The organism is Blautia sp. AM29-29, from assembly GCF_003480555.1.
GTDB classification, from domain to species: domain Bacteria; phylum Bacillota; class Clostridia; order Lachnospirales; family Lachnospiraceae; genus Fusicatenibacter; species Fusicatenibacter saccharivorans.
In genome coordinates this window covers 15,868-29,705 of record NZ_QUJD01000023.1, presented here as the reverse complement: position 1 = coordinate 29,705, position 13,838 = coordinate 15,868, and the positions used below count along the sequence as shown (strand labels likewise).

General features: G+C 50.4%; 11 protein-coding genes. 5 read left to right on the top strand and 6 right to left on the bottom strand.

Annotation, left to right across the window (positions count from 1 at the left end; translation table 11 throughout):
• The gene (gene rimO / locus DW769_RS14535; RefSeq protein ID WP_055217739.1) at window positions 1-1,326 is read left to right on the top strand and encodes a 30S ribosomal protein S12 methylthiotransferase RimO; all 1,326 of its coding nucleotides are present in this window, start codon (window positions 1-3) and stop codon (window positions 1,324-1,326) included.
• Window positions 1,323-1,859: a CDP-diacylglycerol--glycerol-3-phosphate 3-phosphatidyltransferase gene (gene pgsA, locus DW769_RS14530; protein ID WP_055228244.1), complete on the top strand. Its 537-nt coding sequence runs from the start codon at window positions 1,323-1,325 to the stop codon at window positions 1,857-1,859. The genes rimO and pgsA overlap by 4 nt, the downstream gene beginning before the upstream one ends.
• Window positions 1,860-1,935: 76 nt before the next feature.
• Here pgsA and DW769_RS14525 read toward each other — a convergent pair whose 3' ends face one another.
• Complete coding sequence (locus tag DW769_RS14525) at window positions 1,936-2,235, bottom strand: hypothetical protein (protein WP_022461427.1); 300 nt, start codon at window positions 2,233-2,235, stop codon at window positions 1,936-1,938.
• A complete protein-coding gene (locus DW769_RS14520) occupies window positions 2,232-2,594 on the bottom strand; it encodes a hypothetical protein (RefSeq protein ID WP_055217741.1) in 363 nt (120 codons plus the stop codon). The genes DW769_RS14525 and DW769_RS14520 overlap by 4 nt, the downstream gene beginning before the upstream one ends.
• A gap of 137 nt (window positions 2,595-2,731) precedes the next feature.
• Here DW769_RS14520 and DW769_RS16640 point away from each other — a divergent pair, with 137 nt between their 5' ends.
• A complete protein-coding gene (locus tag DW769_RS16640; protein ID WP_172680771.1) occupies window positions 2,732-2,881 on the top strand; it encodes a hypothetical protein in 150 nt (49 codons plus the stop codon).
• An 88-nt stretch (window positions 2,882-2,969) separates the two neighbouring features.
• On the opposite strand, the gene DW769_RS14510 is transcribed toward DW769_RS16640, so the two are convergent.
• From DW769_RS14510 to purF, 4 genes are all read right to left on the bottom strand, one after another.
• Window positions 2,970-3,254 carry a hypothetical protein gene (locus DW769_RS14510; RefSeq protein ID WP_055228247.1) on the bottom strand — a complete coding sequence of 95 codons (285 nt, stop codon included), beginning with the start codon at window positions 3,252-3,254 and terminating at the stop codon, window positions 2,970-2,972.
• 92 nt (window positions 3,255-3,346) lie between these two features.
• Window positions 3,347-3,589, bottom strand: coding sequence for a helix-turn-helix transcriptional regulator (locus tag DW769_RS14505; RefSeq protein WP_022462361.1), 243 nt, complete (start codon window positions 3,587-3,589; stop codon window positions 3,347-3,349).
• 146 nt (window positions 3,590-3,735) lie between these two features.
• Window positions 3,736-5,436, bottom strand: a complete 1,701-nt coding sequence (locus DW769_RS14500) for a S8 family peptidase (protein WP_158565941.1) — start codon at window positions 5,434-5,436, stop codon at window positions 3,736-3,738.
• Between the two features lie 120 nt (window positions 5,437-5,556).
• A complete protein-coding gene (gene purF, locus DW769_RS14495) occupies window positions 5,557-6,993 on the bottom strand; it encodes an amidophosphoribosyltransferase (RefSeq protein WP_117761558.1) in 1,437 nt (478 codons plus the stop codon).
• Between the two features lie 464 nt (window positions 6,994-7,457).
• Here purF and DW769_RS14490 point away from each other — a divergent pair, with 464 nt between their 5' ends.
• Both DW769_RS14490 and gltB read left to right on the top strand, forming a co-directional pair.
• Window positions 7,458-9,068: a CTP synthase gene (locus DW769_RS14490; protein WP_117802401.1), complete on the top strand. Its 1,611-nt coding sequence runs from the start codon at window positions 7,458-7,460 to the stop codon at window positions 9,066-9,068.
• 229 nt (window positions 9,069-9,297) lie between these two features.
• On the top strand, window positions 9,298-13,836 hold the full coding sequence (gene gltB / locus DW769_RS14485) for a glutamate synthase large subunit (protein WP_118750552.1): 4,539 nt from the start codon (window positions 9,298-9,300) through the stop codon (window positions 13,834-13,836).
• The last annotated feature ends 2 nt before the right edge of the window (window positions 13,837-13,838 follow it).

Below are 13,838 nucleotides of genomic sequence, written 5' to 3'. Positions count from 1 at the left end.
ATGAAAATTCTGTTTATTTCCCTTGGATGCGATAAAAACCTGGTAGATTCCGAGCATATGCTGGGTCTTCTGGTAGAGCATGGCTTCGAGATCACCGATTCCGAGGAAGATGCAGAGGTTATCGTGATAAACACATGCTGCTTTATCCACGACGCCAAAGAAGAAAGCATTCAAAATATTCTTGAAATGGCGAAGTACCGTACAGCGGGAAGCTGTAAGGTTCTTCTGGTAACGGGCTGTATGGCAGAGCGCTACCGCGATGAAATCATTGAGGAGATTCCGGAGGTTGACGCCGTACTTGGAACGAACAGCTATGACAAAATCCTGGATGCCATTCAGGATGTCCTCGGCGGCGACCGCTTCCAGGAGTATGCCGATCTGAAAGGACTGCCGAAAATTGACGCACAGCGCGTTGTAACGACAGGCGGCCATTACGAATATCTGAAAATTGCAGAGGGCTGTGACAAGCACTGTACCTACTGCATCATTCCGAAGCTGCGCGGACCGTACCGCTCCGTTCCGATGGAGGAACTGATAGCAGAAGCGAAGACGATGGCAGAACAGGGTGTCAAAGAGCTCGTTCTCGTTGCGCAGGAGACAACCATTTATGGTATCGATCTGTACGGAAAGCCGTCTCTCCACCTTCTGTTAAAAGAGCTCTGCAAAATTCAGGAGCTCTACTGGATTCGGATTCTGTACTGCTATCCGGAGGACATCTATCCGGAACTCGTTCAGACGATGAAGGAAGAGCCGAAAGTCTGTCACTACCTGGATCTGCCGATTCAGCATGCCAACGATGAGATCCTGCGCCGCATGGGTCGCAGAACATCCAAACAGGAGCTGATCGACAAAATTGATTTCCTGAGAAGCGAGATGCCGGATATCACACTGCGCACCACGCTGATCACAGGATTCCCGGGAGAGACAAAAGAGCAGCACAAAGAACTCCTCGAGTTTATCAACGACATGGAGTTCGACCGTCTCGGCGTATTCACCTACTCTCCGGAGGAGGGAACACCGGCTGCTGCGATGGAGCATCAGATCGACGAGGAGGTAAAACTGGACCGTCAGGCAGAACTGATGGAGCTGCAGCAGGATATCTCTGCAGAACTCGGCGAGCGCAGGATCGGCCAGGAGCTTCTTGTTATGATCGAGGGCAAAGTGGCGGATGAGGATGCCTATGTGGGCAGAAGCCAGGCGGACGCACCGGGTGTAGACGGCTATGTATTTGTCAATACACCGGAAACACTCGTATCCGGCGACTTCGTAAGAGTGAAAATTACCGGTGCTCTGGAATATGATCTGATAGGAGAGATAAGCCAATGAATTTACCAAACAAATTAACGATTCTGCGGGTAATTATGATTCCGTTTTTCGTGTTCTTCCTGCTGTCTGGCGTGGGCGGAAGCGCGTCCAAATGGATTGCACTGGTAATCTTTGCCGCTGCCAGCATCACGGATACGCTGGACGGCTACATTGCAAGACGTGACAATCTGATTACCGATTTCGGAAAGTTTATGGATCCGCTGGCAGATAAGCTGCTGGTATGCTCTGCACTGATCTGCTTTGTAGAGCTGGACAAGCTTCCGGCGTGGATGGTTATTATTATCATCGCAAGAGAATTTATCATCAGCGGTTTCCGCCTGGTTGCTTCGGACAATGGAATTGTCATCGCAGCAAGCTGGTGGGGAAAATCGAAAACAATCAGCCAGATGATTATGATCATTCTTCTGATCGCTGACATTCCGGCACTTTCCGTGCTGAATACCGTGCTGATCTGGGTTGCACTGATTCTGACCGTTGTTTCTCTGATTGATTACCTGGTAAAAAATAAAAACGTGCTTTCCATGCAGAACTAGGCAGGAAAAAGCACAGAATAAAAACGCTGACCGGTTTGGGATTCCAGACCGGCAGCGTTTTTTGGTTTGTAGTTTTTCAGCGTTTTTTCCCGGAAGCAGCGGAGCGGAAGAGGCGTACCATCTGGTCAATTTTTGCCGCTTCCTGTTTGGATTTTCCGGCTTTGATGGCAGAGATGATCAGGTCCGCCTCGGAGGCGGAAAACTGTGCGCCGCCCTGATTTCCCTGCATCAGGGAGAGAAGAAACGGCATCATTTCCGCCTGGGATTTTCCACGGCTCTGAGAGGCCATCTGCTGCAGTGCCTGAAGCCGGGCAAAGTCAATTCCGGAAAGAGAGGGGTCCTGCGACCAGTCGTTTTGCTTATCATCCGAACTCATAGCAGATCCTCCTCATTTCCGGGATTTATATTCTGAAGCATCTGGACCATCTGCATGGTCTGAAACATCTGGGAGAGAAGATCCCGCTGCGGACCGGCGGCAAAACGGGAAATATCCTGCAGCATCTCAAGCGGAGAGACGTGCGGGGCATCAACAGACATCATGGAAAGGTCGGCCGGACGGGAAAAAAGCTGAATGGTCCGCTGGAGCTCGAGCCATTTGCTCAAAATCGCAAGGGAGGGCTGCAGGCCGAAGGAGGCGTAGGGAATGGCAGCCTTCAGCATCTGAAGCTGATCCTGTGCGATCATCTGGTCCAGCGGTGTCATCTGTTCCACATTTTGTTCCTGTTCCTGATTCAAATTAAGATCCTTCCTGGCAGCATTCCTGCATTTGTCTTTTTATTTCTCTTTATCTTATGTTCCAGGCCGGAAAAAATGACAGAAGGCGGGAAAAAACATATGATAAGAGGAAGAAAGAAAAAGGAGACCGCCGGAAAATGGATGGAAAAGAAACAGCAAAAAGAAAACAGGTACTCGAAGGGAATGCCTTTTATGAAATAGATCTGGAATGTATGAGAAAAAAAGAAAAAAGAGAAGAGATGGAAAAGCGGGAAAGAGAAGCACGGAAACCGAAACGGTTTCGCTGAAAGAGAATTCTGGTGAAAAAAGCCCCGGGGCGGTTGATCCGCACCCGGGGCTTTTTCTGCCCGAACATCTGGGAGGACTGAAAAAAGGTCAGCAGCCGCATCCACAGTTATTGCTGTTGCCGCATCCACAGCCGTTGTTGTTCCATCCGCCGCAGCAGAACAGAAGAATCAGAACGAGCCAGCAGTCGGAATTGCAGCCATTGTTGTTGTTTCCGCATCCACATCCGCCGCAGCAGGAGAGGAGAAGCAGAATCCAGATAATACTGCAGCCATTGTTTCCGAACAGGTTGTTGTTGGAAACACCGCATCCATTATCGCAGCCACAGCCGTTGTCACATCCGCATCCACAGTTTGTAGCAGCTAAATCACTCATGTTTGTTCCTCCAAAGGAATCATTTTGCTTACAATTCATGATATGAAAAACTGCCGGGCGGGGTTACTCTTAAAGAGAAAAATTCAAAGACCCTACAGACTGCGTCCCTGAAAATCAAAAAGCTCTTTCACCGGAATGTCAAGTGCCTCAGCGATATCGAACAGAAGATTCAACGAAATAGAGGTTTTTGTATTTGGCGCTTCGATGTTGCTCATATGGGTACGACTGATATGTACCGCCTCGGCAAGTTCGGCCTGCGTCATTCCTTTTGCTCTTCGGTAGTAGGCAATCGTAAGTCCAAGAAGGCGAAGATCGTTCAAGCGTTCGTAATTCATAGTCAGGAATCCCCCTTTTAGTTTTATAAATATAATGATAATACGTAATGATACAACGGAAAACAATCAAAAACAAGGCACTTGCACATTAAAAGTTTGCATCAACAAACGGATATACCATAGAAGCAAACCTGTGAGCGGGAAAATCAGTTTGTCATAAGGCTTAGAAAGCTCTGATATAACTGCAATCTTCCGTATCCCCACTCGCGGCTTGGATAAGTAATGGTATCAGTTCGGCCAGCGCCGCGGATCAGATAGTTTTTCAGCTCCTGCGCCGTAAAATAGCGGGATGGGGTGCGTTGAATGCCCCATTGCAGGAAGAGAGCGGCAGCACCGGATGTAATAGCAGCGGACGCGCTTGCGCCGCTCCGGTTTTCGTAGGAGCCTGCTGGTCCCGGTCCGGTGACGGAAATCCCGGGGGAAGCAAAATCGGGTTTGATTTCACCAAGCCGGGTAAAGCCGCGTCCGGATTCCGGTGAAAAACTGTTATTGGATGCCTGATAGGTGGAGGGAGACAGAACGGGAACGGTGGCGGAGGGTGTCGTCAGTGTCGTGTACGGGTCGGGTTCCAGAAAGATCACATCGGAAGTGGAAAATCCGGTAATCGGAAGCCAGACGTGGAAATCGGGCGGGGAAGGAAAGGCGCGGTAAACCTGAAGTGTCCAGATGCCGGGCGTCGGATCCAGCATGCGGATCAGGATGAGCTGGCTGCCGGTCGTCGTCTGAACGACTTCGTAGTTGACGTAGATGACGGTGCGTTCCAGAACAAAGGTGATCCTCTGTTCCTGAGTCAAAGAGACGGGAATCCGCGGAATCGTTTCTCCGCCGGGAGAGCGGAATCCGACGGAAAAAAGCTGCGGAACCTGTCCCCAGAACTCCAGGACAAAACCGCGGCTGCCTTCGGAAACGAGAAACTCCACATTTTTCGGGGAGTCATTTTCGGATACGGAGCCATAATAATGGTGAGCGGCGTTTCCCTCGTTGCCGGTGGCGCAGACCGGAATAATGCCCGGCGTATTTCCGTAGCGCGCCAGCGTCAGAGCGATGGGAAGGGTTCCGGAATGACTTCCCTGATTTGTTCCAAGTGCCAGACAGATGACCAGTGGTTTTCCCTCCCTGGCTGCGACTTCGTTTAGAAAACGCATCGCAGAGAGAAGATCATCTTCTTCAAAGACAGGAGCATTGGTGGAGACAAGATAAAAGTCTTTCAGATTCTGTTTCGCCGGTTTTAACTTAACAACAGCGAAATCGGCTTCCGGTGCAGCACCGAGAAAGCCGGCGGACGCATTCGGAGTACCGCCAGCGACTCCGGCGACGTATGTTCCGTGTCCGTCCGGATCCGTGACCGGAACGACAGAAAGAGGATCCCTGCTTCGAAGCGCATCGTCAAGGTCTGACTTTTCGTAGAGACTGCCATAGGGAAACTGCGGCGGCGGTGTGCCTGTGCGGTCGGTCTGATCCCAGATGGAAAGAATCCGGCTCTGACCGTTGCTGCGCAGAAAGGCGGGGTGGCGGTAATCGATGCCGGTGTCCAGAAAACCCAGGATTACATTTTTGCCGGTATACCCGCCGCCGTAGAGATTCTGCGTCTGTACAATGCCGGAGACTTCTAAAGAGAGGGTGGAAAGCGGCGTGAAAAGTTTCGGGAGTCCGGTAAAAAGAATTTCACCAAAGAGATTTTCCGGGAGCAGGCTGCGCTCGAGAAAGAGAACGGAATACTGCGAATTCAGTGTAAGAAGGGCACTGGATTCCGGAAAGAGCATCTGGTACCGCTCGGACTGTGCCACGTAATTCTGAATCAGAATGTTGATGTAATCGTTGGAATAGATGATGTCCGTAAGATCCATAAAGAGATCCTTTGTTTTTGAAGGTATTGTATGCAAACCATACAGAAAAGTATGCATGCTCAAAAAAGAAATCCCCCTACCGGGTGCAAGATCTGCACGGTAAGGGGAAAGAAAACGAAATCAGCTTTCCAGAAGAGCGCTGATATCCTGCTTTGGTACTTCCATCGGATAATGACTGTCGAAGCATGCACGACAGATCGGCAGGTCACCGACCATGTTCTGGAGCTTTTCGATCGGCATGTAGCCCAGGGAGTCCGCTCCGATCTGCTGGCGGATTTCCTCGGTGGAATGGGAGCTTGCGATCAACTGCTTGTTGGAAGGCACATCGGTTCCAAAATAGCATGGATACAGGAACGGCGGGGAACTGATACGGACATGAACCTCGGTCGCACCGGCTTTTCGCAGCATCGTAATCAGATTCGAAATCGTTGTTCCGCGGACAATGGAATCGTCAACGAGGACAATTCGTTTTCCTTTTACGACGGATTCCAGAACACTCAGCTTGATTTTTACGCTGGATTCCCGTTCCTTTTGTGTCGGTTTGATAAAGGTACGGCCGACATAGCTGTTTTTGTGGAAGGCAAGACCGAACGGAATGCCGGATTCTTCGGAATAGCCTTTTGCGGAGGCAAGTCCGGAGTCCGGAACGCCGCAGACAAGATCTGCGTCAACCGGATAGGTCTTTGCAAGCGTTGCGCCGCCGCGGATTCTGGCTTCATAGACACTGATGTTGTCTATTTTGCTGTCGAGGCGGGCAAAATAAATATATTCAAAAATACAATGCGCTTTTTTTACGTCAACCGGCATAAATTCGGATTTCAGATTTCCGGTTTTGTCAAACGTTACAATTTCTCCCGGAGCGACATCGCGGACGAATTCAGCGCCGATCGAAGTGAGGGCGCAGCTTTCCGAGGCGAGAACCCAGGCGTTGTCCCGCTTTCCGATGCAGAGCGGTTTTAAGCCGTATGGGTCGCGCACGCCGATGAGTTTTCTCGGGCTCATGATGACAAGGGCATAGGCGCCGCGGATTTCTTTTACCGTGCGCAGAATCGCTTCTTCTACCGTTTTGGAATGAACGCGTTCCCGCGCAATGCCGTAGGCGATGATTTCAGAGTCAATCGAAGTGTGAAAAATTGCGCCGGTGTTTTCCATCTGCTCGCGCAGTTCCATAGCGTTGACCAGATTTCCGTTGTGCGCAAGGGCGAGGGAGCCTTTCAGATAATTCAGAACGAGCGGCTGTGCATTCTCTACGGTAGTGGAACCGGTGGTAGAGTACCGGACATGGCCGATGCCGATATTGCCGGACAGCTCTTCTAATTTGGATTCTTTGAAAACTTCGTTGACAAGGCCAAGGCCTTTGTAGGATTTCACATGGCCCTTTGGACCGCTGGTGTCAGAGACGGCAATTCCGCAGGACTCTTGTCCTCTGTGCTGCAGGGCGGAAAGGCCATAGTAGATCGAAGGACTGACGTCGGCACCATCCAGATCGTAAATGCCGAAAACACCACATTCCTCCCGGAGACCGGTATCATAACAATTGTTTGACGATGGCTGCATAGGTATTCTCCTTTTTTCAGTTGTAGACCTGCATGTTTTAAAAACATTGATTATCATACTCATTTTTGCGGATGATGTCAAGAAAATCGTGATATGTATAAAATATGGTGCAGAAATTTAGGATTTCGTGGAAAATGTCGAAAATAATAAAAAATAGTAAAAAAAAGTTGCAGGAAATTCGAGATGTGTTATAATCGTTTTTGATTTTGAATGAAAGCCCCGGACAGCAGCTATGGATGAGCCATGCTTGCATGAGCGAATTCATAGATATTGGCCGGGCAAGACGACATGAGTAAGTAGGGCGATAGCCCGGATTACGAATGTTGTCAGCAGTTGCGGGAGCGACGCAGGCGCGGAGTAACTGGCTTTCATCATAGAGATGTCGCCGGCAGGCGACATTTCCTTTTAGAGAAACTTGTGACGGAAAAGAAAATATCAGAAGAGAAAAACAGGAGGAAATCAATATGGCAGTAAAATATGTCTTTGTGACAGGCGGAGTAGTCTCCGGCCTTGGAAAGGGAATCACGGCGGCGTCCCTTGGACGGCTTTTAAAAGCCCGAGGATACAAAGTGACGATGCAGAAATTTGACCCGTACATCAACGTTGACCCGGGTACGATGAACCCGATTCAGCACGGCGAGGTTTTCGTTACCGATGACGGCACAGAGACAGACCTCGATCTCGGCCACTACGAGCGTTTCATCGACGAGAGCCTGGATAAAAATTCCAACGTGACGACCGGAAAAGTATACTGGTCTGTTCTGCAGAAAGAACGCCACGGTGATTTCGGCGGAGGCACCGTACAGGTCATTCCGCACATTACAAACGAAATCAAGAGCCGTTTCTACCGCGGAAAAGAAGTAGACGAGGAGCGTATTGCCATCATTGAGGTCGGCGGAACCGTCGGCGATATCGAGAGCCAGCCGTTTTTGGAGGCAATCCGCCAGTTCCAGCACGATGTCGGACATGAGAACGCTATCCTGATCCACGTTACCCTGATTCCATATTTGAAAGCTTCCGGCGAAATGAAGACGAAACCGACGCAGGCGAGCGTAAAAGAGCTGCAGGGAATCGGTATTCAGCCGGATGTCATTGTATGTCGGTCCGAGCATCCGCTGACCACCGAGATCAAAGATAAAATTGCTCTGTTCTGCAACGTTCCGTCAAGCCATGTTCTGCAGAACCTGGACGTGGAGTATCTGTATGAAGCTCCGCTTGCCATGGAGAAAGAGAACCTGGCGCAGGTTGTCTGCGAGAGCCTTCACCTTCCATGCCCGGAACCGGATCTGTCCGACTGGACCCATATGGTAGAAGCACTCCGCCATCCGAACAAAGAGGTGACGATTGCGCTCGTCGGAAAGTATATCCAGCTGCATGATGCATACCTGAGCGTTGTTGAGGCATTAAAACACGGCGGAATTGCAAGCCATGCAAACGTACACCTGAAATGGGTGGATTCCGAGCTGGTAACCGAGGAGAACGTGGCAGAGTATCTGAGCGATGTGGACGGTGTTCTGGTACCGGGCGGATTCGGAAACCGCGGTATCGAAGGCATGATCACAGCGATTCGATATGCAAGAGAGAACAAGATTCCGTTCCTCGGCCTCTGCCTCGGCATGCAGCTGACGATTGTTGAATATGCAAGAAACGTTCTCGGTTACCACGACGCACACAGCATCGAGATGAACCCGAACACCATGCACCCGGTGATCGCACTGATGCCGGATCAGGATGGAATCGAGGATATCGGCGGTACGTTACGTCTCGGCGCATATCCATGCGTCCTGGCAGACGGATCGAAGGCACAGGAGCTGTACGGCAAGAAAGAGATCTCTGAGCGGCATCGTCACCGCTATGAGGTCAACAACGATTTCCGGAAAGCACTGACCGAAAACGGCATGGTTCTCTCCGGTGTATCACCAGATGGAAGAATTGTCGAGATGGTCGAGCTTTCGGATCATCCGTTCTACATTGCAACCCAGGCGCATCCGGAATTCAAATCCCGTCCGAACCGTCCGCATCCGCTGTTCCGCGGCCTGATTGCAGCAGCAGCCGAGTACCATGCAGCGAAATAATGGATCGAAAGTGTAGAAAATTAGGTAAAATGCAGCAATAACCTAAGAAAGTAAAGAAAAATTGTAAAAAATTATATAAAAATTAAATTTGCTCTTTACAGGATGAAAAAAATAGAGTATAGTAAGGGCAATCCAAAAAGAACGGCGGGGAATGAAATGTTCCCCTCCATTCTTTTCCGGAAAACAAAAGAGAACCGAAAATAAGAAAAGGTAAAGGAAGGGAAGCCGTATGACACAGAGTAAAGAGCGTGTCATGGGAGAAGAAGGGCTGTACCGTTCTTCCTTTGAACACGACAACTGCGGTATCGGAGCCGTCGTGAATATCAAAGGTGAAAAATCCCATGCGACCGTAGAAAACGCATTAAAAATCGTAGAAAATCTTGAACATAGAGCCGGCAAAGACGCCGAGGGTAAAACAGGAGACGGAGTAGGAATCTTGTTGCAGATATCGCACAAATTCTTTTCCAAAGCCTGTTCGACCCTCGGTTTTTCATTAGGCGGAGAACGGGAATACGGCGTCGGCGTATTCTTCTTCCCACAAAATGAGCTGAAACGGAACCAGGCAAAAAAGATGTTTGAGATCATCGTGGAAAAAGAGGGACTGGAACTCCTTGGATGGAGAACCGTGCCGACCGTTCCGGAAGTTCTCGGCCATAAGGCAAGAGAGTGTATGCCTTACATCATGCAGGCATTCATCAAAAAACCGGAGGATGTGGAAAAGGGAATCGCTTTCGACCGTCGTCTGTACGTCGTACGCCGTGTTTTCGAACAGAGCAACGACAACACCTACGTGCCATCCCTTTCCAGCCGTACCATCGTATACAAAGGTATGTTCCTCGTAGGACAGCTCCGCACCTTCTTCCGCGATCTGCAGGATGTCGATTATGAATCTGCAATCGCCATGGTGCATTCCCGGTTCAGCACGAACACGAACCCAAGCTGGGAGAGAGCACATCCGAACCGTTTCATCGTACACAACGGCGAGATCAACACCATCCGCGGAAACGCCGACAAGATGCTGGCCCGTGAGGAGACGATGTTCTCCCCGATGCTGCAGGATGAACTGCACAAGGTTCTGCCGGTTGTCAACACCCAGGGTTCTGACTCTGCAATGCTCGACAACACACTCGAGTTCCTGACCATGAGTGGTATGGATCTTCCGCTGGCTGTCATGATCACGATCCCGGAGCCGTGGGCAAACAACGATACGATTTCCCAGGAGAAACGTGATTTCTATCAGTATTATGCAACGATGATGGAGCCGTGGGACGGACCGGCATCGATCCTGTTCTCCGACGGAGATGTGATGGGAGCAGTGCTCGACCGCAACGGTCTTCGTCCTTCCCGTTACTACATCACCAACGATGGATTCCTGATCCTTTCCTCTGAGGTCGGTGTTCTGGAAGTTCCGGAAGAAAAAATCGTCTTAAAAGAGCGTCTCCATCCGGGCAAGATGCTTCTCGTCAACACCGTACAGGGAAAAGTCTTAAACGATGAGGAAGTCAAAGAATATTACGCAAAGAAACAGCCGTACGGCGAATGGCTCGACAGTTATCTGGTACAGTTAAAGGATATCAAAATCCCGAATCTGCCGGTCGAAGAGTACACGAAAGAAGAGCGGATGCGCCTGCAGAAAGCGTTCGGCTACACCTACGAGGAGTACCGTTCCTCCATCGGAAAGATGGCATTAAACGGTGTCGAGGCAACCGCTTCGATGGGTATCGATACCCCGCTTGCCGTTCTCTCCCATGAGCATCAGCCGCTGTTCAACTATTTCAAACAGCTCTTCGCACAGGTAACGAACCCGCCGATCGACTGCATCCGTGAGGAGATCGTAACTTCCACAAGCGTTTACGTCGGACGTGACGGAAACCTGCTTGAGGAGGAGCCGAAGAACTGCCAGGTATTAAAGATCAACAATCCGATCCTGACCAATACCGATATGCTGAAGATCAAGAACATGAAAGTCGAAGGCTTCAAGGCAGTGACCGTTCCGATCACCTACTACAAGAGCGCACCGCTTGACCGTGCGATGGACCGCCTTTTCGTCGAGGTTGACCGTGCACACCGGGCAGGAGCCAACATCCTGATTCTCTCTGACCGCGGCGTCGATGAGAACCATGTGGCGATTCCATCCCTCTTGGCTGTATCTGCGGTTCATCAGCATCTGGTAAAAACGAAAAAGAGAACTTCTCTTGCGATTATTCTGGAGTCCGGCGAGCCGCGCGAGGTGCACCATTTCGCAACACTGCTCGGCTACGGTGCCTGCGCAATCAACCCGTATCTGGCACTCGACACGATCCATGAGCTGATCGAAGAGGGCATGATCAAGAAAGATTACTACGCAGCCGTTGAAGATTACAACCACGCAGTCATCTCTGGTATCGTAAAAATCGCAGCGAAGATGGGTATCTCCACGATCCAGTCGTATCAGGGTTCCCAGATCTTCGAGGCCATCGGTATCTCAGCAGATGTCATCGACAAATACTTTACTGGTACGGTCAGCCGTGTCGGCGGTATTACACTGGAAGACATTGCAAAAGACGTTGATGAGCGTCATTCTCAGGCATTTGATCCGCTGGAACTGACGACGGATCTGACGCTGGACAGTCTCGGACGTCATAAAGCAAGAAGTCAGGGTGAGGAGCACCGCTACAATCCCCGTACCATCCATACCCTGCAGGAGTCTACAAGACGCGGTGACTACAGGATGTTCAAAGAGTACACTGCCATGGTTGACAGCGAGGAGAGCGGTTATCTGCGAAGTCTGATGGACTTCGATTATCCGGAGCAGGGCGTTCCGCTCGAAGAAGTTGAGAGCGTAGATTCTATCGTAAAACGATTCAAAACAGGTGCGATGTCCTACGGTTCTATTTCCCAGGAGGCACATGAGACACTGGCAATTGCCATGAACCGTCTGCATGGAAAATCCAACACTGGTGAGGGCGGTGAGAGTGATGACCGTCTCGAATCCCCGGAGAGATGTTCCGCAATCAAACAGGTAGCATCTGGCCGGTTCGGTGTTACCAGCAAATACCTGGTCAGCGCAAAAGAGATTCAGATCAAGATGGCGCAGGGTGCAAAACCGGGCGAGGGCGGCCACTTACCGGCCGGAAAGGTTTACCCGTGGATTGCAAAAACACGTCACTCCACACCGGGTGTATCCCTGATTTCCCCGCCGCCGCATCACGACATCTATTCCATCGAGGACCTTGCACAGCTGATTTATGACCTGAAAAACTCGAATGTGAATGCAAGAATCTCCGTTAAACTGGTATCCGAAGCAGGTGTTGGTACTGTCGCAGCCGGTGTTGCAAAAGCCGGAGCACAGGTTATCCTGATTTCCGGATATGATGGAGGAACGGGAGCAGCACCGAGAAGTTCCATCCACAATGCAGGACTTCCATGGGAGTTAGGCCTTGCCGAGACCCATCAGACGCTGATCAAAAACGGCCTCCGCAACCGTGTCATGATTGAGACAGACGGAAAGCTGATGAGCGGCCGTGACGTTGTGATCGCAGCACTTCTTGGCGCCGAGGAATTTGGTTTTGCGACGGCGCCGCTTGTAACCATGGGATGTGTCATGATGCGTGTCTGCAATCTGGATACCTGCCCGATGGGTATTGCAACGCAGAATCCGGAACTCCGCAAACGCTTCCGCGGCAAACCGGAGTATGTCATCAACTTCATGCGCTTCATTGCAGAAGAGATGCGTGAATACATGGCAAAACTCGGTTTCCGCACGGTCGATGAGATGGTTGGACGTTCCGATCTCTTAAAGAGAAATGATAAGGTGACGAATGAACACGCAGACCGCGTAGACTTAAGCCAGATCCTGAATAACCCGTTTGCAAAAGCAGGCGAAAAAGTAACCTTTGATCCGAAGGATGTTTACGATTTCAAACTGGGCACTACACTCGATGAGAAGGTGCTCTTAAAGAAATTCGGTCCGGCGATGGACAAGAAAGAGAAGAAGACGGTAAAAGTCGAGATCACCAACACCGACCGTACCGTGGGAACGATTCTTGGTGCTGAGATCACCAGAAAATTCGGCACCTCCCTGGAGCCGGATACGTATACCGTACAGTGTAAAGGTGCCGGCGGACAGAGCTTTGGAGCCTTTATTCCGAAAGGTCTGACCCTGGAGCTTGAGGGCGATTCCAATGACTACTTCGGAAAAGGCCTCTCCGGCGGAAAACTTGTAGTCTATCCGTCGAAAGCAAGAAAGTATAAACCGGAAGAAAACATCATCGTCGGAAACGTTGCCCTCTACGGTGCAACGAGTGGCGAGACGTACATCAACGGTATCGCAGGCGAGCGTTTCTGTGTCAGAAACTCCGGCGCTTATGCCGTTGTCGAGGGTGTCGGCGAGCACGGATGCGAGTATATGACCGGAGGCCGCGTTGTTGTCCTTGGCGCAACCGGAAAGAACTTCGCAGCCGGCATGAGCGGCGGTATCGCCTACGTTCTGGACGAAAAGAGCAACCTGTACCGCAATCTGAACAAGGAAATGATTTCGATTGAAACGGTAGAAAGTAAATACGATATTGCAGAGCTGAAAAACATGATTGAAAAGCATGTCGCACACACCGGCTCGGAAAAAGGAAAAGAAGTACTCACACACTTTAACGAATATCTGCCGAAATTCAAGAAGATCATTCCGAATGACTATAAGCGCATGATGATGCTGAGCGCACAGATGGAAGATAAGGGCCTCAGCAGCGAGCAGGCACAGATTGAAGCATTTTACGAAAGCATGCGTAAGTAGGA

Excerpts from the sequence above, each read along its gene's own strand:
- purF (WP_117761558.1), bottom strand. The coding sequence starts at position 6,993 with ATGCAGCCATCGTCAAACAATTGTTATGATACCGGTCTCCGGGAGGAA.
- DW769_RS14490 (WP_117802401.1), top strand. The coding sequence starts at position 7,458 with ATGGCAGTAAAATATGTCTTTGTGACAGGCGGAGTAGTCTCCGGCCTT.
- pgsA (WP_055228244.1), top strand. The coding sequence starts at position 1,323 with ATGAATTTACCAAACAAATTAACGATTCTGCGGGTAATTATGATTCCG.
- gltB (WP_118750552.1), top strand. The coding sequence starts at position 9,298 with ATGACACAGAGTAAAGAGCGTGTCATGGGAGAAGAAGGGCTGTACCGT.
- DW769_RS14505 (WP_022462361.1), bottom strand. The coding sequence starts at position 3,589 with ATGAATTACGAACGCTTGAACGATCTTCGCCTTCTTGGACTTACGATT.
- DW769_RS14525 (WP_022461427.1), bottom strand. The coding sequence starts at position 2,235 with ATGAGTTCGGATGATAAGCAAAACGACTGGTCGCAGGACCCCTCTCTT.
- DW769_RS14500 (WP_158565941.1), bottom strand. The coding sequence starts at position 5,436 with ATGGATCTTACGGACATCATCTATTCCAACGATTACATCAACATTCTG.
- DW769_RS14510 (WP_055228247.1), bottom strand. The coding sequence starts at position 3,254 with ATGAGTGATTTAGCTGCTACAAACTGTGGATGCGGATGTGACAACGGC.
- rimO (WP_055217739.1), top strand. The coding sequence starts at position 1 with ATGAAAATTCTGTTTATTTCCCTTGGATGCGATAAAAACCTGGTAGAT.
- DW769_RS16640 (WP_172680771.1), top strand. The coding sequence starts at position 2,732 with ATGGATGGAAAAGAAACAGCAAAAAGAAAACAGGTACTCGAAGGGAAT.